This is a genomic window from Pseudotabrizicola sp. 4114 (genome assembly GCF_031457365.1).
In the GTDB taxonomy this organism is placed as follows: Bacteria; Pseudomonadota; Alphaproteobacteria; order Rhodobacterales; family Rhodobacteraceae; genus Pseudotabrizicola.
On the sequence record NZ_JAVDWP010000001.1, the window covers coordinates 23,546 to 43,894 of the forward strand.

Genomic DNA, 20,349 nt, shown 5'->3' on the forward strand with positions numbered 1-20,349 from the left:
CATGGCCCTTTTGAACATCAGAAACCTGAGCGTCAAATTCGCCACCGCGACCGGCAGCTTTACCGCTGTCGATGGCATCGACGTGCATGTCGACAAGGGTGAAGTGCTGGCCATCGTGGGCGAGTCCGGGTCGGGCAAATCGGTGTCGATGCTGGCGGTGATGGGGCTGTTGCCCGACACCGCCACCATCACCGCCGACGAGATGACCTATGACGGGCAGGATATTTCCAACCTGTCCGCCTCCGAACGGCGCCGGCTGATCGGGCGCGAGATCACCATGATCTTTCAGGAGCCTGTCGCCTCGCTGAACCCGTCGTTCTCGGTGGGGTTCCAGATCGAGGAAGTGCTACGGCTGAACCTTGGCATGACCAACCGCGAGGCCCGCGCCAAAGCGCTCGACCTGTTCCGCGCCGTCGGCATTCCCGAGCCGGAAGACAAGATCAACGCCTATCCGCATCAGATGTCGGGCGGGCAGTGCCAGCGGGTGATGATCGCCATCGCCATCGCGTCGAACCCGCGTCTGCTGATCGCGGACGAGCCGACAACGGCGCTGGATGTGACGATTCAGAAGCAGATCCTGGATCTGCTGATGAAGCTGCAGGAAGATTACGGCATGGCGCTGATCCTGATCACGCATGACATGGGGGTGGTGGCTGAAACCGCTGACCGGGTGGTGGTGCAATACAAGGGTCGCAAGATGGAAGAGGCTGACGTGCTGTCGCTGTTCGAAAATCCGCAGCACGCCTATACCCGCGCGCTGCTGTCGGCCCTGCCGGAACATGCGACCGGCGACCGGCTGCCCACCGTGTCAGACTTTTTCGTGCAGGAGGTGACGCCATGACCGGCACCAAACCCGCTGCTGTCGTCGAGGGCCGCGCCATTGTGCAGGACTACTACGTGCCGGGCAGCATGTTTGCCGCCGGGCGCGAGGTGCGCGCGCTGCGGGGCATTGATTTCAGCGTGGAAAAGGGCAAGACCCTTGCCATCGTCGGCGAAAGCGGATCGGGCAAATCGACACTCGCCCGGATCATCGCGCTGATCGACGCGCCCACCAGCGGCACGCTGCTGATCGACGGCGAGCCTGTCGACATCCGCAGCAAGCGGCCCTCGCCGGCGCTGCGGTCCAAGGTGCAGATGGTGTTCCAGAACCCTTATGGCAGTCTGAACCCGCGCCAGAAGGTCGGCAATGTGCTGATGGAGCCTTTGGTCATCAACACCGACTATCCCGCCACCGAAAGGCGTGACCGGGCCGAGGCGATGCTGAAAAAGGTCGGGCTTCAGCCTGAGCATTTCAACCGCTATCCGCATATGTTTTCCGGCGGCCAGCGTCAGCGGATTGCCATCGCGCGGGCGCTGATGCTGAACCCGCAGCTTCTGGTGCTGGACGAGCCGGTATCGGCACTGGATCTGTCGGTGCAGGCGCAGGTGCTGAACCTGCTGGCCGATCTGCAGGATGAATTCGGGCTGACGTACGTGTTCGTCAGCCACGATCTGTCGGTGGTGCGCTACATCGCCGATGATGTGATGGTGATCTCCAAGGGGGTCGCGGTGGAACAGGGCACGCGCGAGGCGCTGTTTGCCGATCCGCAGCACGCCTATACGCAATCTCTGTTCGCGGCGACCCCGGTGACAGATGTGGAAGCCATCCGCACGCGGGTGGCCAGGCGCAAGGCGGCGCGGCTGGCCGCGCCGGTCTGACGGAGCTTGGTTTTACAGGAGCGGCACGGATGACCGATTACGAGACGGCCTTGGCGGGATTCACCCCGGTGGAGGTGCCTGCGATTGCAGCGGCCGAGTTTGCGGCCCGGATCGCCGGGCTGTCCGCTGCGATGCGGGTGCAGGGGGTGGACGCTGTATGGCTGGATGCCACGGCGTCGCTGACCTATTACACCGGGCTGGCGCTGCACGCGTCCGAACGCTTGCATGGCGCGCTGGTGCGGGCGGATGGGTCGCTGACCTATGTGACGCCGCAGTTCGAGCGGCCAAAGCTGGAGACCTTGCTGCAACTGCCCGGCGAGATCGCGGTCTGGGAAGAGGATGAAGACCCGTTTGCCCTGATCGCGTCGCGCGCCACGGGCCGCATCGCGCTCGACCCCGGCATGAGCTTCGGTTTTGCCCATCGCGTGATGGCGCTGCCCGGTCTGACGGTGTGTTCGGCGCAAACTCTGATCGCCGCGCAGCGCTGCCGGAAATCCCCGGCAGAGCTGGCGATTTTGCAGGCGGCGATGGAGGCCAGCTACAGCGTGCAAAGGGCGGTACATGCCGGGTTGCGGCCCGGTATCTCCACAGGTGAGGTGGCGGATTTTGTCAATGCCGCGCACCGGGCGCTGGGGATGACGCCGGTGTTTGTGGCGGTGCAGTTTGGCGAGGCGACGGCCTATCCGCATGGCGTGCCCTATGCGCAGGTGCTGACCCCCGGCGATATGGTGTTGGTCGATCTGGGCGGCTCTCTGCATGGCTATCAGTCTGACATCACCCGGACCTATGTGTTCGGCACCCCCACCGCGCGGCAAAGCCAGCTGTGGGATTGTGAGCACCGGGCGCAGATGGCCGGGTTTGCGGCGGCGCAACTGGGGGCGACCTGTGCCTCGGTCGATGCGGCGGCGCGCGGGTCGCTGATCGCCGATGGCTTCGGCCCCGGTTATGCAGTACCGGGCCTGCCGCACCGCACCGGGCATGGCCTTGGGCTGGAACTGCACGAAGAGCCTTGGATTGTGGCGGGCAACCAGACCGTGCTGGAGCCGGGGATGTGCTTTTCCATCGAGCCGATGCTGTGTGTTTACGGCGAATGCGGCGTGCGGCTGGAAGACATTGTTTACATGACCGAAACCGGCCCGGTCTGGTTCTGCCCGCCGTCAACTTCGGCGCTGACCCCCTTCGGTTAGGCCCCGCGCGCATTCGACTGGCGGCGGCGCGCGGGTTTTCAGCGCAGGCGCACTGACGCCCGGGCAGAGCGGCCGGTGGCGTCGATCACCGACAGGTTGACAAAGCCGGTACCGGGGAGGGTAAGGAGTGCTTGGCGCGCACGATCCTGCACCACCACGGGCACGCCATCGGCGAGCCATGTGAAGGGCGCACTGCCGCCGGTGACCTTGACCATCAGCGCGCCATCCAGCAACTCCACCTCGGCCCCGTCGGGCGGGAAGGCGACGGCGGGGGCATCAGCATCGGCGGCAAGGCTGTCGCGCGGGCGGAAGCGTTGCAGCGGTTGCGGCAGCTGGGTGTTGGACACCAGAAGCGTTGAGGGCGGCGCAGGCGGCTGCGGCTCCAGCCGGGGTGCGATGCGGCCGAACACCTGAAACAGCACCGGGGCTGCGAGGTCTGCGCCGAAAGCACCGGGAACCGGCGTGCCATCGGCGCGGCCCAGCCAGATGCCGACCACATGCCGCCCGTCATAGCCGATGGCCCAGGTGTCGCGGTGGCCATAGCTGGTGCCGGTCTTGTAGGCCAGCCGGTTGGCGGGGGCCCCGGGCGGCGGTGCCAGACCGGCGAGGATATCGCCGACCTGCCAGGCGGCGGCGGCGGACAGCAGGCGCTGGCCTTCGGCCCGTGTGCCCTCTATGTTCCATGTCAGCGGCAGCGCAACACCGCCGCGCGCGATGGCGGCGTAAAGTTGCACCATGTCAGTCAGGCTGATGCCGATGCCGCCAAGACCGATCGCCAGCCCAGGCTGGCCGCCGGGCACCACAGCGCGGATCGCGGCCTTGTCAAACGCGGCCAGCAGGCGCGGCGGGCCCATGGCATCCAGCAGTTGCACCACCGGCAGGTTCAGCGACAGTTGCAGCGCGTCACGCACCCGGATGGTGCCGCGAAACTGGCGGTCGAAGTTTTGCGGCGCGTAGCTGCCAAAGCGCTGCGGGCGATCCTCGATCATGGTTTCGGGATGGGCGAGACCCTGATCAAAGGCGAGGCCATAGATCAGCGGTTTCAGGGTAGACCCGGGGCTGCGCAGCGCGGTGGTCATATCGACAAAGCCCGCACGTTGATCCGCCTGAAACGCAGCGGAGCCAACCGAGGCGAGGATCTCGCCGGAGCGGTGGTCGGCCACGACGATGGCGATCTGCAGACGCGCCCCTTGCGTGGCGACCACGTCGCGGGCCAGCGATTCCAAACTGCGTTGCAGGCTGGCGCGCAGCGTGAGGACGTGGCGGGTTGCCGTGGGGGCCTGCGCGCGGGCGCGGTCGGCCAGATGCGGGGCGAGGGCCGGGAACGGCTGGCGGGCATGCGGCACAGGCTCGGTCAGCGCGCCCTGCGCCATATCGCCCGCGACGATGCCATCGCGCAGGGCGCGGGCCAGCACCCGTTCGCGCGCGTCGACGGCGCGGGCATGGGCGCGGTCGGGGCGGCGGGATTCGGGGGCTTGCGGAATGGCGACCAGCAGCGCGGCCTGCGCGGGCGTCAGGCGACGTGGTTCCTTGCCGAAATAGGCGAAGGAGGCGGCGCGCACACCTTCGAGATTGCCGCCAAACGGGGCAAGGTGCATGTAAAGTTGCAGGATCTGGTCTTTGCTGAGCCGCCGCTCCAGCGCCCATGCCACGCGCATCTGGCGCAGCTTGCCCGCCATCGCACCGGTCCCGGACGCCTCCAGCAAACGGGCCACCTGCATGGTCAGCGTAGAGCCGCCCGAGATCACCCGGCCATTGCGCAGGGCCTGTGCCACGGCGCGGCTCATGGCGCGCAGATCGACGCCCGCGTGGTCGTAGAACCGCTTGTCCTCATAGGCGATCAGCATGGCGCGGTAGTCTTCGTCCACCTGTGTCAGGTCCACCGCCATGCGCCAGCGGCCATCCGCCACGGTATAGGCGCGCAACAGGGTGCCGTCGCGGTCTGTCACCTCGACCGAGGTTTCCAGCGCAAGCTGGGGCAGGGTGGTGGCGCTGATCCAGTCGTCAAAGCGGTCGCGGGCCAGTCCGGTCAGGAACAGGCCCGCGGCGAGGGCGAAGGCGTATCTTGCGCGCATCCCCCAGTGCCCGTCACTCGGCAATCGTCAACCGGCCAGTGTCGGACCGGGCGCGGAAGGACGGGCGGTACATATCTTCGACCGAGGCGGCGGGGTGGTGGAAGTCGCCCGGCGAGATGGCGCGGACGATGTAGCCAAGGCGGAAGGCATCGCCATTGGTCCGGTCGATGGCCGTGACGAAGCGGTCCTGCCGGAATTCGCTGTGCGCCACGTTGGCTTCAAGGTTCAGCCATTCCAGATTGGCCACCTGACCGCCCGAGATCAGGTTGGGGTTGTCGATCTCGAATCCGGCGGGCAGCGGGTCAGAGACCATCAGCCGCGCCTCGCCCTTGCCATAGGGGGTCACCTCCAGCACCGTCACCAGCCGGTCGCCGGTGCGGATGCTGTCAAGCGTCGCAGGCTCCCCTTCCAGCGTGTAGTAGCTGCGGGTGATGGCATAGCCGTTGCCGCCAGCAGGTTCCGGCTCTACCGGGACGCCATAAGCGGTGAGGGTGAGCTGGGTGTCGGCGCCGCTGTTTTGCACGGCAACCGGGCCGGTGTCTGCGGTCAGCACCTTGACCAGCGGGCCGGTCAGGGCTGCGCCGTTCAGGGCAATGCCATCGAGTCCCGGACGGTCGATCAGAGCATTGGTGGCCATCAGCGCCCATGTCGCCTCTTGTGTCGAAAGGGTTGCGGCATTGCCGGAGATGCGGATGAGGAGGGCCTCCCGGTTCACCGCTTCGGTGCCGGATTCCACCGCGAGGGTGAGGATCGCGGCAGCGTCGCGGAAGTTGGTGCCGTAATCGGCGCGGAAGGTCTGTTCGGTCTCTGTCGCGGTTAGCGCCAGCACCCGTGCGCCGGCGCGGCGGAACATCGCGTCAGCGCGGGGTTGGTCGCCGTAGCTGGCAAGGGCTGCGCCGAGTTGCGCCTGTGCGAGGGCGGTGCGGAAATCGTCGCCTTTGACATCGGCAAAGTAGCGCAGATCGCCGATGGCCGCAGCGCCTTCGCGGGCCAGCACCATGAGTGCATAGGCCAAGGCTTCGCCGCCGCCGTTGGAGTTGGCGTCGAAGTCGGGGGCGTAGTTGACCTGTGCCCGCAGAGAGTCGAGCGCGCGGCGGAAGGCGAGGTCAGGCACCGCGTGGCCTTGCGCCCGGGCACGGCTGAGGAAGTCGGTGACATAGGCATCAAGCCACAAATCCCCGCTGCCTGCTGACCAGAGGCCAAAGCCGCCCTCGGCGCCCTGATTGGTCAGGATCTCGGCCACCGCCTGCTCGATGCGCAGGCGGATGTTGTCGGCACCTTTCAGCTCCATCGCTTGCGCGACCTGATCGAAGTACAGAAGCGGCAGGGCTTTAGAGGTGACCTGCTCGGTGCAGCCATAGGGGTAGCGGTCGAGTGCTGCCAACAGGCCGGGCGCGTCAATCCGGGCCAGCGGGCCGATGGCCATGCTGGCCTTGGCCGATGCGGGGGCGAGACCGGCAAAGATGCTGTCATCCAGCGTCAGGGTCTGGCCTTGGGCGAGGGTCAGGCGGGTGGTGCGGGCAACCTCGGGGTCGTTGGATTGCACCGGCAGAGTGAGAGTTTTGACCAGCTGCTTGCCATCCGGCGTGGTGAGGGCGACGGAGATGGTCTGGATGCCCGCGTCGCCCGCCGTGACCGGCACGGCAAAGACGGTCTTGGCCTGATCGCCAAGATCAAAGCCCGAGGGGACCGCGCCAAGGGTGACGCCGCTGGCGGTCACGTCAAGGCCCATGCGACCCGAGGGGCCGGTGGCGTGGACGATTTCCAACAGCATCCGGCTGCTGTCGCCGGGGGCCATGAAGCGGGGCAGGCTGGCGGTGACCACAACCGGATCGCGCACCAGCACATCGGCATCGGCCTGACCCACGGCCTTGGCAGACCAGGCCACGGCCATGATTTTGACGCTGCCGTTGAAGGAGGGCAGGGTAAATGTGGTGCGGGCGTAGCCATCTGGCCCGACCTGAACCGGGCCGGTGAAATAGGCCACCAGTTCTTCGGTCGGGGGCGGGGCCTGCAGGCGGGCCTGAGCGCCCGCGTCGCCGCCAGAGCGGACGGTGCCGGTGGCCCCGTTCAGCCCGTCGATCAACCGGCCGTAAACGTCACGGATGCCGATGCCCAGCTTGCGCTGACCGAAGTAATGGCCCGATGGGTCGGGCGGGGTAAAGGCGGTCAGGTTCAGAATGCCCTGATCCACCGCCGCGATGGTGACCCACGCAGCCTCGCCCTCGGCAATGCCGTCAACCTTGATCGCCACATCCAGCGGGCCGCGCGGGGCGGCTTCGATCACGGTTTCCACGGTCACGTCCAACTGGCGTGCCCCGGGATCGACGGCGGCATGGGCAAGGCCAAGCGCGCGGGCCGGGTTGCGGCCAGCGGCCACGTCCATCGGGCGCAGGACAGATGCGGTGACGTAAACGCCCGCGCCCCAGTCATCGGTGACCGGCAGGGTGATCAGGTTTTCGCCTTCCGTCACTTCGACCGCCTGCATCGCGATCAGGCGGTTGGACAGCACGGTGACCAGCGCGGTGCCCGCCGCACGCGGCACGATGCGCAGCGTGGCGGTGTCGCCGGATTTGTAGGCCGGTTTGTCGAGCGACAGCTCCAGCGTGTCGGGGGTGGAGGTCACATCCGCAGGGGCGTACCAGCCCGCGTAGAAGGTGGTGGAGGTGACGGCGCCATTGGCGGCTTTCACCCGCAGCTCATATTCGCCCCATTGCACGGGAGCTTTGATTTCTGTTGCCTGCGCCCCGAGCTGGGCTGTGCCTTCGGCGGTGATGCTGCGCGAGATCACCGGCTCCCAGTTCCAGTTTCCATAGCTTTGATACCATTGGTAATTGGTCTCGATCCGGGTGACCTGCCACTCCACTGCCATATCGGCGGGTTTGCCGTCAGGGCCAAGGCCGATCAGGTTGAACCGGGCTTCGGTGCCCTCGGCCACCACGTCCTCGAACAGCGGGCGGACGCCGATCATCGGGGTGGTGGGGGTCAGCAGTTTGGTGAGCTGACGTTCCACCGGGCGGCCCGAGCCTTCGGCGACGCGGACGGTGAACCGCGCCTCCAGCGGCTGCTGCGGGGCGTCGGCATAGGGAAAGGCGGGGAAGATCGTGGCCACGCCGGACTCGTCGGTACGCTCGCCGCCGAAGGATTCCATGCGGGCGTCAAAGGGTTCGTCATGCGGGCCGAAGACATAGCCGGTGAAGCCTGCGATTTCCTTGGCGGCGCGCAGCAGCACCTCGCCTTCGATAGCAAGATCAGCGCCGGGGGCACCGAACAGGTAGCGGGCGTTGATGGTCAGATCAGGGGTGTCGCCAAGGCGCAACTCGCCCTCGGCAAGCGACAGGTCAAAGTCGATGCGTTCGGGCAGGAAATCCTCGACGAGGAAGGTCTGCGAGGTCAGAGGCTCGGCATCGGGGTCGGCCAGCACCTCCAGCCGCCAGACGCCGCGCGGGGCGGTGCCGGCGATGGGCAGGGCAAAGACATGGCCGCCCGCGCCGGCATCTTCGACCATCGCGCGGGAGTATTCGACGCCATCAGGGCGCTTGAGCCGGGCGGTGAGCGGCAGGCCGGGAACGGCCGCAGCGGTGCTGTCACGGGCAAGTGCGGTGGCGTAGACCGTCTCCCCGGCGCGGTAGGCGCCGCGATCGGTGGTCAAAAAGACATCGACCGGCGGGGCGGGGGCACGCCCCTCGACCCCGCGATCCGACAGGTCGAATTCGGGATCGGTGAGCGACAGAAAGGCCAGGTCATCGTCGCCATCGCGCACCACGATCAGGGCCGGGGCCGCGCCTGCGGTGCCACGGGTGAGGCCTGCATCAAAACGGGCATAGCCCATGGCGTCGGTGGTGGCGGTGGCAAGGATCTCGTTGGCGGTAGACAGCAGTTCGACCGTTGCGCCGGTCGTGGCCTGCGCCGTGCCAAGACTGCGGACAAAGACATGCAGCCCGTCAACGCCCGACATGGTGGTGAGGCCCAGATCGGACACCACGAACCATTGCCAGCCAGCAGGCACCTCATACGGGTCTTCGCCCGGGATGGCGGCCTTGAGCGCATAGACACCTGCAGGCTGGCCCTGCAGCGCCTCGTTCAGTGGCAGGCGGGTGGTGACGTCGCGGTTGACGTCAAGGCCCACGGTGGCGTTGCCAGCCCAGACCTGCGCGCCGACTTCGCCGCTGAAGTCATCTTCCTGCCAGTTGGAAATCGGCTGGCTGAAATAGCCGTTCTGGAAGGCGCGCAAGAGGTTGCGGTCGGTGACGCGGAACAGGGTCAGGTCAAGTTTGTCGGTATTGACGGTTTCCACCGGGATTGCGGCCGCGTCGCCCTTTGGCAGCACATAGGCGCGGCCCGGAAAGCGCACCCCGGCAGTGCGGTCGCGGACATAAGCGGTGATGGCGACGGATTTCGCCATGTCCTGCCCGTCGGCGGCGGGCAGCCCTTCACGGAAGGTGACGGTGTAGCGCGACCCATGGGCCAGCCCCTCGACACACAGGGTGCGGTAGCCGTCGGAGCTGACGGTCAGGCCCGGTTGCGGCAGCTGGACAAAGGTCTCGTAATCCACCCCGGCCTTGACCAGATCTTCGGAAAAGCTGGCGCAGATGCGGGGGCGCAGGGAATCGGCCTGCACCTCGTGTTCGGTGATGCGGAAGCCATATTTGCCGATGGCGGTTTCAAGGGCTGCGGCGGTGTCGTCGCGCGGTTGCAGCGATTGCGCCAGGCGCAGCGCGCCCACGGTGTCGCGGCCCCGACCCGTCACCTCCAGCGCTGCGCCCATGGTGACAAGGATGCTGTGGCGTTGGGGGGCGGCTTCGGCGCGCAGATAGGCGTTTACGGTGGCGTGCAGCGCCTGTTCGCGCAACGCGCTCTGGCCGGAGGAGTCGCGATTGGCGGCCTCAAGCGACAGGCGGGCATATTCGAGCCAAGCGTCGGGCGTGTCGCGCAGGCTGAGCGCGGCCCCGGCGAATCGGACAGCGCCGACAAGATCGCCGCGCGCCTCCGCCTCGGTCGCGGCCTGCGCATGGGCCTCGGCGGGGAAGCCGTTGGCCATATGGGTGCGGCCAAGCGATTCGGCCTGAGTGCGGGCTTCGTTCAGATCGGAGTCGGACAGAAAGCGCAGATCAGCCCGGCGGGTGCTGGCGCGCGCGTCAGACCCGGGGTCGGCGCGCAGGATCTGGGCCGACACAGCGCCCTGATAGGGGGCCGCTGCACCGGGATTGGCCTTTGGAAAACACGACCCGTTGCGGGTGTTGAAGGTGAATGCGGTGCATTGCGTGTTGCTCAGACAGGCGCGCTCGCAGGCCTCCAGCGTGGTGTCAAACAGCTGCGCGACATCGCCGCCGGGCAGATCGGTATCTTGCGCCAGCACCGCGCGTTTTTCCGGCACAAAGGACTGGTCCTGCGCAAAGGAGGGCAGGGCGAAAACCAGAGACGCCGCCAGAATTGGAACAAAAAACCGCATGTCAAAACCTCTTGTCTGAACAGGCGCATGATGATGTGCCGGGCCGTGTGGTGCAAGCGCCCTGCGGGGGCTGACACGATTTGTCATGTTAACCCTCCGTTCATTCTGGTGCCGCTATGGTCCGGTCTGGGCCCCGCGGCAGAAGGCGGAACGGGGAAACGGGTCGCGATGGACATGACAGAACGGTTGGCAAACGAACGGCGCGCCCGGCTGGCGGCTCAACGTTTGCTGGAACAGAAAAGCCGGGAATTGTTCGCTGCCAATGAAAAACTGGCGGTGCATGCCCGCGTGCTGTCGGATGAGATTGTGGTGCAGCGTTCGGTCGTGCGTGAGGCGCAGTCGGAAGCCGAGGCGCTGAAAGGCCAGAACGCGCGATTCGTCACCGCGTTGGAGCAGGCGCATACACTGGCGGTCATGGCCGAGCGGCGGCTGTGGGATTCGATTGACACGATCCGTGATGGTTTTGCGGTGTTTGATTCCGGCCTGCAGATGGCGGCCGCGAACAGTGCCTTTCTGACGGCCTTTGCGGTGGAAGCTGCGGGCCACGGCGTCAGCTATGGCGCGATGCTGCAGCTGGCGGCGGAACGGGGGCTGGTCCGACTTGAAGGCGAGCCGGTGGCGGATTGGGTCGCGCGGATGCTGGCGCGGCTGGAGGCAGAGGCGATTGAACCGGTGGTCGTGCAGATGAGCAACGGCAATTACCTGCGCCTGATGGATCGACGTGCCCGCGACGGCGATCTGGTGACCCTTGCGGTCGATATTACCGAACAGATGCGGATCTGGGCCGCGATTGAGGCGATACCCGATGGATTTGTGCTTTTTGACAGGGAGGACAGGCTCTTGACCTGCAATCAACGTTACCGTGACCTTCACGCCGAAAGCGCGGAAATTCTGCGCCCCGGCGTCACGTTTGAAGATATTCTGCGCCACGGGTTGGCGCGTGGCAAATATGCCGAGGCGGTGGGGCGCGAGGCGGAATGGATGTCGGAGCGGATGGCGGCGCACCGGGCACCGTCGTCGATCCACGAAGAGCGGTTCGGCAACGGGCGTTGGTTGCGCGTCCTGGAACAGAGCACGCCCGATGGCGGCCGCGTCGGTCTTCGGGTCGATATCACCGACTGGAAAGAGCAGCAGGCCGCACTGGAGGCGGCAAGGTTGCAGGCCGAGGCGGCAAACCGGGCGAAATCGGCGTTTCTGGCCAATATGAGCCATGAAATCCGTACCCCGATGAACGGCGTGGTCGGCATGGCCGAGCTGCTGTGTGACACCCAGCTTTCGGAAGAGCAGCGGCTGTTTGCCGAAACCATCCGATCATCGGGTGAGGCGCTGCTGGTGATCATCAACGACATTCTGGACTATTCCAAGATCGAGGCAGAGCGGCTGACACTGCACCCCGAACCCTTTGATCTGGAACGCACGATCCATGAGGTGACGATGCTGCTGCAGCCCCGGGCGCGGGCCAAGGGGCTTAACCTCATGATTGATTATGACATGTTCCTGCCGACCCGCTTTGTCGGCGATCCGGGGCGGATCCGGCAGGTGCTGACCAATCTGATCGGCAATGCGGTCAAATTCACCGATCAGGGGCATGTGCTGGTGCGGGTGGTCGGCCCCGAGGAGGCAGAGGGCAGCCAGCAGCTGCATGTCACGGTTGAAGACACCGGCATCGGAATTTCGGCGTCCAACCTTGAGCATATCTTTGGCGAGTTCAATCAGGTCGAGGATCAGCAGAACCGCAAGTTTGAGGGCACGGGGCTGGGTCTGGCGATCACCCGCCGTCTGATCGAGCGGATGGAGGGCACGATCTGGGTCGACAGCGATCAGGGCAAAGGCGCGTGCTTTGGCTTCAGGATCCGGCTGCCGGTTTCTGATGACACGCCCGAGTCGCGGTTGCCGATCACGTTGCGGCGGGCGCTGGTGGTGGATGACCAGTTCCTGAACCGCACCATTCTGGAACGGCAGCTGACCCCGCATGGCATCTCTGTCACTTTGTGCCGTTCGGGGGCCGAAGCGTTGGCAACGCTGGCGCGCGACAGTGCCTTTGACGTGGTGCTGACCGATCACGACATGCCCGAGATGGACGGGCTGGCGTTGGCACGGCAGATCCGCGCGGCGGGGCACCGGATGCCGCTGATCATGCTGTCGTCGCACCCTTATGCCGCGCGCGAGGCCGGGGGCGATGCGGATCTGACGGCGATCCTGCAAAAGCCGCTGCTACGGTCTGATCTGTATCGTCATCTGCAGGCCCTGTCGGTGTGTGTGCCGGGGGCCGGGGCTGTGGCTGCGGCCCGCCCGCCGGTGCCGGTCAGCGGGCGGCGTCAGATGCGGGTGCTCGCGGCCGAAGACAACCGCACCAATCAGCTGGTGTTTGCCAAGATGGTCAAGGACATCGACATAGACCTGAAATTCGCCAGCAACGGGCGCGAAGCGGTGGAGCTGTATCAGAGCTGGAAGCCGGATCTGATCTTCATGGACATCTCGATGCCCGAAATGGACGGGCGCGAGGCGGCACGTGCGATCCGTCTGATTGAAGATGGCCGCAGCCATGTGCCGATCGTGGCACTGACCGCGCATGCGATGGATGGCGACAGCACCGATATTCTGGCGGCAGGGCTGGACAGGTATCTGACCAAGCCCTTGCGCAAGTCCATGATTCTGGAGGTGATGGAGGCGTTTTGCCCCGACGAGGCGCGGCCGGTCGGGGTCGCGGCCTAGGCGGCCTGTTGTGCCGGGACCGGACGCTGGAACACCATCTGGCCCCCGGCGGACAGGTCGGCGCGGTGGCTGTAGCCCCCGGCGGTAAAGCCGCGCAGGTCGGCGGGGTTGGTGATCTGGTGGTCACAGATATAGCGCGCCATCGCCCCACGGGCCCGTTTGGCCCAGAAGCTGACGGTTTTGGCCTGCCCGTCCCGCTCTTCGAGAAAGACCGGGGTGATGACCGGCAGGCGCAGGGCGGTGCTGTTGACCGCGCCGAAATACTCGACCGAGGCGCAGTTGATCAGCGCTGTGGCGTTCTGCTCGGCGGCGAGGATGTTGAGCGCCTGCGCGATGCGGTCTCCCCAGAAGGCGTAAAGATCGGGGCCAAGCGGATTGGCAAGGCGGCTGCCCATTTCCAGCCGATAGGCCTGAATGGCATCAAAGGGGCGCAAGAGGCCATAGAGACCCGACAGGATGCGCAGATGCCCGGCGGCCCAGTCCAGCGCGGGGGCGGGCATCGTGCGCACCTCTAGCCCCTGATAGGTGTCGCCGGCAAAGCACTGCACCGCCGGATAAATTGTGCCGGGCGCGGGCGTGGCACTGAACGCGGCAAAGCGGTCACGGTTCAGGCGGGCGAGTGGCTCGGAAATGTGGCTGAGCTTGCGCAGCTGATCGACCGACAGCGCGCGGGCCAGGGTGGCCAGCTGGAGGGCCTCCGCCGCAAACTCCGGATCGGTCATCTGATGGCCGTCGGGCAGGGCCTGTGGCACTTCGTTGAGCTTTTTGGCGGGGGAGATCACGGTCAGCATGGCAGGCCCTTTCCTTGGACCCACAAGATATGGTGTGGGGCGGCGGAGTAAACCCCTAAGGGTCAGGCGTCGCGCAGAACGTCGAGAAAGGCGGTGCCAAAGCGTTCGATCTTGGCCGGGCCAAGTTCACCCACCCGGTCAAGATCGGAGAGGGTGGAGGGCCGCGCCTCGGCGATGCGGCGCAGGATGCCGGGCGACAGGCTCAGCGGTTTGCCGGTGCCATCCTCACCGCGCAAAAGCGACAGCTGCACCTCGGCCAGACGGTCGTAGATCGGGCCGGAGGGCTTGCCGGCAAGGCGCTGTCGGGCGGGGTGCAACGCTTCGGAGGCACCGTTGATGACGGCAAGAAAGGCTGCGCCGTAACTTTCCAGCTTTTTCGCGCCAACCCCGGTGACCCCGGCCATATCATCCAGCGTGGCGGGCTTGCGTTCGGCCATCTCGATCAGGGTGCGGTCGGGGAAGACGACATAGGCGGGCACGCCCTGCGCCTCGGCCAGTGCGCGGCGCTTGGCTTTGAGCGCAGAGAGCAGCGGCGCATCTTCGTCCGAGACCAGGGTTTTGACTGCCACGCGCGGGATCGCCGAGGTGATGGTGTCGCGGCGCAGCGAAATGCTGGCCTCTCCGCGCAGGATCGGGCGGGCGGCCTCGGTCATCCGCAAGGCACCAAAGCGGTCGGCATCGGGGCGCACCAGATCGCGGCCCATCATCTGGCGGAACACCGCCCCCCATGCGGGTTTCGACAGATCGCGGCCCACGGCAAAGGTGGGCAGCTGGTCATGGCCCTTTTCGCGCACCTTGGCCGTGGCATTGCCGGTCAGGATGTCGATCAGATGGCCCGCGCCGAACCATTCACCGGTGCGCAGGATGGCGGACAGCGCCTTGCGCACGGATTCGGTGGCATCAAACACCTCGACCGGGCGATCACACAGGTCGCAATTGCCGCAAGGCGTGGAGGTTTCGCCGAAATAGCCCAGTAGCACCTGACGACGGCAGGCGGTCGCCTCGGCCAGACCCAGCAGGGCGTTGAGACGGCCATGGTCGGCGGCCTTGCGGTCGGGCGGGGCGGCACCTTCGTCAATCTGGGTGCGGCGCAGGCGGATATCGTCGGGGCCATAGAGGGTGAGGGTTTCGGCGGCGGCACCATCGCGCCCGGCGCGGCCGATCTCCTGATAATAGCCTTCGATCGACTTGGGCAGATCGGCATGGGCGACCCAGCGGATATCGGGTTTGTCGATCCCCATGCCAAAGGCGACCGTGGCGACGACGATCAGGCCATCCTCTTGCTGGAAACGGATTTCCACCCGGCGGCGCTCCTCCGCCTCCATCCCGCCGTGGTAGTGGCAGGCGGAATGGCCAGCCTCGCGCAGGGCTTGCGCCAGCACCTCGGTCCGCGCGCGCGAGGCGGTGTAGACGATGCCGGACTGGCCCTTGCGCGCGGCGGCAAAGCGCAGGATCTGGTCGCGCGGCTTGTCCTTGACCGCAAAGGCGAGATGGATGTTGGGCCGGTCAAAGCCGCGCAGGAAGGTTTCGGGCTGGGTGCCATCGAACAGCCGGGTGACAATTTCAGCGCGGGTTTCTTCATCGGCGGTGGCGGTGAAGGCGGCCAGCGGGACGTTCAATGCGCGGCGCAGCTCGCCGATGCGCAGGTAATCTGGGCGGAAGTCGTGGCCCCATTGCGAAACGCAATGCGCCTCATCGACGGCAATCATCGTGACATTGGCGCGCCGCAAAAGCGGCATCGCCCCGCCAGAGGCGAGGCGTTCGGGGGCCATGTAGAGGAGTTTCAGCCGGCCATCGTCAATCGCGGCAAACACATCCTCGGTTTCCTGATCGGTGTTGCCCGAGGTCAGCGCCCCCGCCTCGACCCCCGCCGCTTTCAGCGCGCGGACCTGATCGCGCATCAGCGCAATCAGGGGCGAGATGACGACGGTGATGCCATCGCGACACAGCGCGGGCAGTTGGAAGCACAACGATTTGCCGCCGCCCGTGGGCATGATGGCAAGCGTGTTGCGACCCGCCAGCACGGCTTGCACAATCTCTTCCTGTCCCGGGCGAAAGCCGGGAAAGCCAAAGATCTGCTGCAAAAGCTGGTGGGGGTCGTGCATGAAACGCGGGCGGCTTTCAGAGGAACAGGGCGGCGTTGTTGATCAGAATGATGCGCAGCGCGTAAACCCCGAGCAGCACGACCAGCGGCGCCAGATCTAGCCCGCCGAGGTTGGGCAATACCGAGCGGACGCGGGAATACACCGGGTCCAGCAGGCGGTTGATGCCATCCCAGATCTGGGCCACAAGCGGTTGGCGCAGGTTGAGCACCTGAAAGTTGATCAGCCAGCTCATGATGATATGGGCGATGATGATCCATTGCACGATGTCGAGGATCAGCAGCAGGATTTGCAGAACCGAGGTCATTCGGGGCCTCCAGAAGCCATGGATGTGGTGGTGCCGCATGATGGCACAAGCTGTTGTGTCAGTGGTATCAACCGGCCCCCCAAAGGGCAACCGCCTTCCGCTGCGTCTGACTTGACGTTCGGGTAAGGCCGGGGCAGGGGAGAGGTGTTCGAAACCGATAGGCCGCGCATGTACCCTTATGCCCGAATGTTCAAGGAATTGTTCAAATTCCGCAACGCGCCAAAGCTGGGGCTTTTTGACACGCATGTCAGCCACCACATCTGCTGGCCCTGGGATATCGACCCGTGGCTGGAGCTGAACAACGGCCGCACGCTCACGCTGTATGATCTGGGGCGGATTCCGCTGGGGCAGCGGATGGGGCTGCACAAGGTGCTGAAGGCGCGCGGCTGGGGGCTGGCGGTGGCGGGTAACACCACGCGCTATCGCAAGCGGGTCAAGATGTTTCACCGGCTGGAGATGCAGACGCGGATCATCGGCTGGGACGCGCGGTTCCTGTACATGGAGCAGTCGATGTGGCGGCGTGGCGAGTGCACCTCGCATATCCTGATCCGCTCGGCGGTGACCGGGGCGGGCGAGCGCGGCAAGGGCGGCATCGTGCCGCCCGCCGAGATGGCGCGGGCGTTCGGTCTGTCGCCGGAAAGCCCGCCGCTGCCCGACTGGGTGACCGCGTGGATCGCGGCCGATGCAGAGCGGCCCTGGCCGCCGATGCAATAGCGCAGGCCCCGGCCACAGGCCCGTCTTGCGCCCGTCATCCTTTTCGGGCTTGATCCCGCCAAAGCCCACAAGGGCCAGCGGGGGACGGCGATGACGGCGGCAAGCAAACGGATCTGGGGCTGGTACTTTTTTGACTGGGCCAGTCAGCCCTACAACACCTTGTTGCTGACCTTCATTTTTGGCCCTTATGTGGTGTCGGTGATCGGCGACGGATCAGCGGCGCAGGCGATCTGGGGCTATGGCATCGGCACGGCCGGGCTGATCATCGCGGTGCTGTCGCCGCTGCTGGGGGCGGTGGCCGACAAGTCGGGCGGGCGGATGGCGTTTATCTGGCTGTTTTCGGCGCTGTATGTGATCGGGGCCTGGATGCTGTGGTATTCGGCGCCTGCTGATTTCAACGTCTGGTTTGTGATGCTGTTTTTCTGCATCGGCCTGATCGGGATGGAGTTTGCCACCACCTTCACCAATGCCATGCTGCCCGATCTGTGCCCGCGCGCCGATCTGGGCCGCGTGTCGGGCAATGGCTGGGCCTTTGGCTATCTGGGCGGGATTGTCGCGCTTATCATCATGCTGTTGCTCTTGGCCGAAGGCGGGTCCGGGCGGACCTTGCTGGGCATTCCGCCGGTTTTCGGGCTGGACCCGGAAACGCGCGAAGGCACGCGGTCGGTCGGGCCGTTGGTGGCGATCTGGTATGCGGTGTTCATGATCCCGTTTTTCCTGTGGGTGAAGGAACCGCGAAAAGCCGACGCGATGGGCATACGGCAAGCCGTGCGCGCTGCCTGGCCGGAGCTGAAATCGACCCTCGCCCGCCTGCCGCGGCAGCGCAGCCTGTTTGCCTATCTGGGCGCGTCGATGTTTTACCGCGATGCGCTGAACGGGATGTACGTGTTTGGCGGAATCTATGCGGCGGGGGTGCTGGGGTGGTCGGTGACCAATGTGGGGATTTTCGGCATCATCGCGGCGCTGACCGGGGCGATCTTTGCCTGGGCCGGCGGCAAGCTGGACAGCCGCTACGGACCAAAGCCGGTGATCATCCTGAACGTGGTGCTGCTGACACTGGTGGCGGTTGCGGTGGTGTTTGTCAGCCGCGACAGCGTTTTGGGCGTGCCGGTCGGGCCGGACAGCAGGTTGCCCGATGTCGGGTTTTACATCCTCGGGGCGCTGATCGGCGCGGGCGGAGGGTCGCTGCAATCGTCAAGCCGTACGATGATGGTGCGGCAGGCGGAGCCGGGGCGGATGACCGAGGCGTTCGGGATGTATGCGCTGGCGGGCAAGGCCACGTCGTTTATTGCGCCCTTGTCGATCGGGGTGGTGACCGATCTGACCGGCAGCCAACAACTTGGCGTGACCCCGCTGATCGTGCTGTTCCTGATCGGGTTGTTCCTGCTATTCTGGGTAAAACCAGAGGGAGAGTACGCATGATCCGACCCCTGATACTGGCCGCAGCCTTGTGCCTGCCCGCCGTCATACCCGGCGTTGCGCAGGCGCAGCAGCTGGCCAATCAGCTGTTTGGCGCGCATGCCGCCCCCAGCCAGCAAAAGCCGATGCCAGTGGGATCCTATGCCAAGGGTTGTGCGGCAGGGTTGGTGGAATTGCCGGAAAGCGGGCCAAGCTGGCAGGCGATGCGCCTGTCGCGGGGGCGGAATTTCGGCCATCCGGAGATGATCGGTTTCTTGGTCGATCTGAGCCGGAGCGCGCAGCAGATCGGCTGGGCGGGGCTGTATATCGGGGATATCAGCCAGCCGCGCGGCGGGCCGATGACCAGCGGGCATGCCAGCCATCAGATCGGGCTGGATGCGGACATCTGGCAATTGCCGCCCGACCGGCTGAACCTGACCCGGCGCGAGCGCGAAAACATCTCGTCGATCCCGGTGCGTTCTGCCAATCAGAAATCAGTGACCCGGAACTGGACAGCGCGGCACCATGCGGTGATGCGGGCGGCAGCGCTCGATCCGCGTGTGGACCGGATCTTTGTCGCGGCGGCGGTCAAGATCGAGATGTGCAAGACGGCAAAGCGCGCCGATACCAAATGGCTGCAAAAGATCCGTCCGGTGGCGGGGCATGACACCCATTTCCATGTGCGGCTGAAGTGTCCAAAGGGGGCGCGGCTGTGCGTGACCCAGACCCCGACCGTGAACGAGCTGTCAAAGGGCGGCAATGGCTGTGACGAGACGCTGAACTGGTGGGTGACCGACTATCTGAACCCGCCCAAGAGCACGACGAAAAAACCAGTTGACCCGGATGTGCCGCGCGCGCGCCATCCGCGCCAGTTCACCATGGCGGATCTGCCCAATCAATGCCAAGACGTTCTCGCCTCGCGGTAATCGCGGCGGCGCTGGTGGTTGCCCTCGGGCTGCAAGGAAGCGCTGACCCCAATCCGCCCCCGGGGTTTCTCGGGGCATTTCGCTGGTCGATGACCGATGCACGCTTTGGCGGGTTTTCGGCGATTGACCTGTCGGCGGATGGCACCCGCTTTACCGCGCTGAACGATCGCGGGGCTTTTGTGCAGGGGCAACTGCGCCGGACGGCGGAGGGAAGAATCGCGGAACTGGAGGCGGGGCCAGTGACGCGGCTGAAGTCGAACACCGACACCCCGCTTGCCCCCGGACGCAATGACAGCGAGGGCATAGCCGTGGCGGCGGACGGGACCACCTATGTCTCGTTCGAGGGCGTCACACGCGTGCTGCGTTACCGTGACATTCACGGTCTGGCCGAAAACCTGCCGACCCCGCCCGAATTTGCACGCTTCCCGCACAATGCGTCGCTGGAGGCGCTGGCCATTGACGCGCAGGGGGTGCTCTACGCCATTCCCGAAGAGGTGACCTATGCCAAACCGATCCGGCTGCTGACCGGGCAGAAGGCCAATTCGGACGGTCGGGATTTTCCGGTCTGGCGCTTTGCGGCGGGGAAATGGACACAGCCGTTTGATCTGCCGCGGGACGGTGGCTTTTTGCCGGTCTCGGCCGATTTCGGGCCGGACGGGCGGCTTTACGTGCTCGAGCGGTCGTTTCACGGCATTCCCGGCTTTGCCAGCCGGGTGCGGTCGTTCCGGGTCACGGCATCGGGCCTGACCGACCAGCGGGTGGACCTGCAGACATCGACCGGGCAGCATGGCAACCTTGAGGGGCTGTCGGTCTGGCAAGATGGCGGCGGGGCGATCCGGCTGACGATGGTTTCGGATGACAACTTCCTGTCGCTGCTGCGTACGGAACTCGTGGAATACCGGCTGGCGGATTGACAGGCGGCGCGGGGTGCACTAGGGCAGCGCGTCCCCAACCCAACGGGGGGCAAGTCTCCGCGACCTTGCA

Annotated in this window: 13 protein-coding genes; 8 read left to right on the forward strand and 5 right to left on the reverse strand. The window is 65.8% G+C overall.

What is annotated here, in order from left to right; genetic code table 11:
* Position 1: 1 nt before the first annotated feature.
* Genes J2X53_RS00115 through J2X53_RS00125 form a run of 3 tightly spaced genes read left to right on the forward strand, consistent with a single transcriptional unit; the run spans position 2 to position 2,885 of the window.
* The gene (locus J2X53_RS00115; RefSeq protein ID WP_349035468.1) at positions 2 to 841 is read left to right on the forward strand and encodes an ABC transporter ATP-binding protein; all 840 of its coding nucleotides are present in this window, start codon (positions 2 to 4) and stop codon (positions 839 to 841) included.
* Positions 838 to 1,698, forward strand: coding sequence for an ATP-binding cassette domain-containing protein (locus tag J2X53_RS00120; protein ID WP_349035469.1), 861 nt, complete (start codon positions 838 to 840; stop codon positions 1,696 to 1,698). The genes J2X53_RS00115 and J2X53_RS00120 overlap by 4 nt, the downstream gene beginning before the upstream one ends.
* A gap of 29 nt (positions 1,699 to 1,727) precedes the next feature.
* Positions 1,728 to 2,885 carry a Xaa-Pro peptidase family protein gene (locus J2X53_RS00125; protein ID WP_349035470.1) on the forward strand — a complete coding sequence of 386 codons (1,158 nt, stop codon included), beginning with the start codon at positions 1,728 to 1,730 and terminating at the stop codon, positions 2,883 to 2,885.
* A 38-nt stretch (positions 2,886 to 2,923) separates the two neighbouring features.
* Here J2X53_RS00125 and pbpC read toward each other — a convergent pair whose 3' ends face one another.
* Both pbpC and J2X53_RS00135 read right to left on the reverse strand, forming a co-directional pair.
* The gene (gene pbpC / locus J2X53_RS00130) at positions 2,924 to 4,960 is read right to left on the reverse strand and encodes a penicillin-binding protein 1C (RefSeq protein WP_349035471.1); all 2,037 of its coding nucleotides are present in this window, start codon (positions 4,958 to 4,960) and stop codon (positions 2,924 to 2,926) included.
* Positions 4,961 to 4,973: 13 nt separating this feature from the next.
* Positions 4,974 to 10,412, reverse strand: coding sequence for an alpha-2-macroglobulin family protein (locus J2X53_RS00135; RefSeq protein WP_349035472.1), 5,439 nt, complete (start codon positions 10,410 to 10,412; stop codon positions 4,974 to 4,976).
* Between the two features lie 168 nt (positions 10,413 to 10,580).
* Between J2X53_RS00135 and J2X53_RS00140 the strand changes: the two genes are divergently transcribed.
* Complete coding sequence (locus tag J2X53_RS00140; RefSeq protein WP_349035473.1) at positions 10,581 to 13,127, forward strand: response regulator; 2,547 nt, start codon at positions 10,581 to 10,583, stop codon at positions 13,125 to 13,127.
* Here J2X53_RS00140 and yaaA read toward each other — a convergent pair.
* The 3 genes from yaaA to J2X53_RS00155 all read right to left on the reverse strand — a co-directional run bounded on the left by yaaA (position 13,124) and on the right by J2X53_RS00155 (position 16,327).
* Positions 13,124 to 13,918: a peroxide stress protein YaaA gene (yaaA, locus tag J2X53_RS00145; protein WP_349035474.1), complete on the reverse strand. Its 795-nt coding sequence runs from the start codon at positions 13,916 to 13,918 to the stop codon at positions 13,124 to 13,126. The two genes, J2X53_RS00140 and yaaA, sit on opposite strands and share 4 nt — an antisense overlap.
* Before the next feature lie 62 nt (positions 13,919 to 13,980).
* On the reverse strand, positions 13,981 to 16,023 hold the full coding sequence (gene recQ, locus J2X53_RS00150) for a DNA helicase RecQ (protein WP_349035475.1): 2,043 nt from the start codon (positions 16,021 to 16,023) through the stop codon (positions 13,981 to 13,983).
* A gap of 16 nt (positions 16,024 to 16,039) precedes the next feature.
* Positions 16,040 to 16,327, reverse strand: coding sequence for a YggT family protein (locus J2X53_RS00155; RefSeq protein WP_118150154.1), 288 nt, complete (start codon positions 16,325 to 16,327; stop codon positions 16,040 to 16,042).
* 168 nt (positions 16,328 to 16,495) lie between these two features.
* On the opposite strand from J2X53_RS00155, the gene J2X53_RS00160 reads away from it, so the two are divergent.
* The 4 genes from J2X53_RS00160 (at position 16,496) to J2X53_RS00175 (ending at position 20,279) form a co-directional block, all read left to right on the forward strand.
* Positions 16,496 to 17,041 carry an acyl-CoA thioesterase gene (locus J2X53_RS00160; protein WP_349035476.1) on the forward strand — a complete coding sequence of 182 codons (546 nt, stop codon included), beginning with the start codon at positions 16,496 to 16,498 and terminating at the stop codon, positions 17,039 to 17,041.
* Between the two features lie 90 nt (positions 17,042 to 17,131).
* A complete protein-coding gene (locus tag J2X53_RS00165; protein WP_349035477.1) occupies positions 17,132 to 18,463 on the forward strand; it encodes an MFS transporter in 1,332 nt (443 codons plus the stop codon).
* The gene (gene mepA / locus J2X53_RS00170) at positions 18,460 to 19,365 is read left to right on the forward strand and encodes a penicillin-insensitive murein endopeptidase (protein ID WP_349035478.1); all 906 of its coding nucleotides are present in this window, start codon (positions 18,460 to 18,462) and stop codon (positions 19,363 to 19,365) included. Before J2X53_RS00165 ends, mepA begins: the two co-directional genes overlap by 4 nt.
* On the forward strand, positions 19,338 to 20,279 hold the full coding sequence (locus J2X53_RS00175; RefSeq protein ID WP_349035479.1) for an esterase-like activity of phytase family protein: 942 nt from the start codon (positions 19,338 to 19,340) through the stop codon (positions 20,277 to 20,279). Before mepA ends, J2X53_RS00175 begins: the two co-directional genes overlap by 28 nt.
* The last annotated feature ends 70 nt before the right edge of the window (positions 20,280 to 20,349 follow it).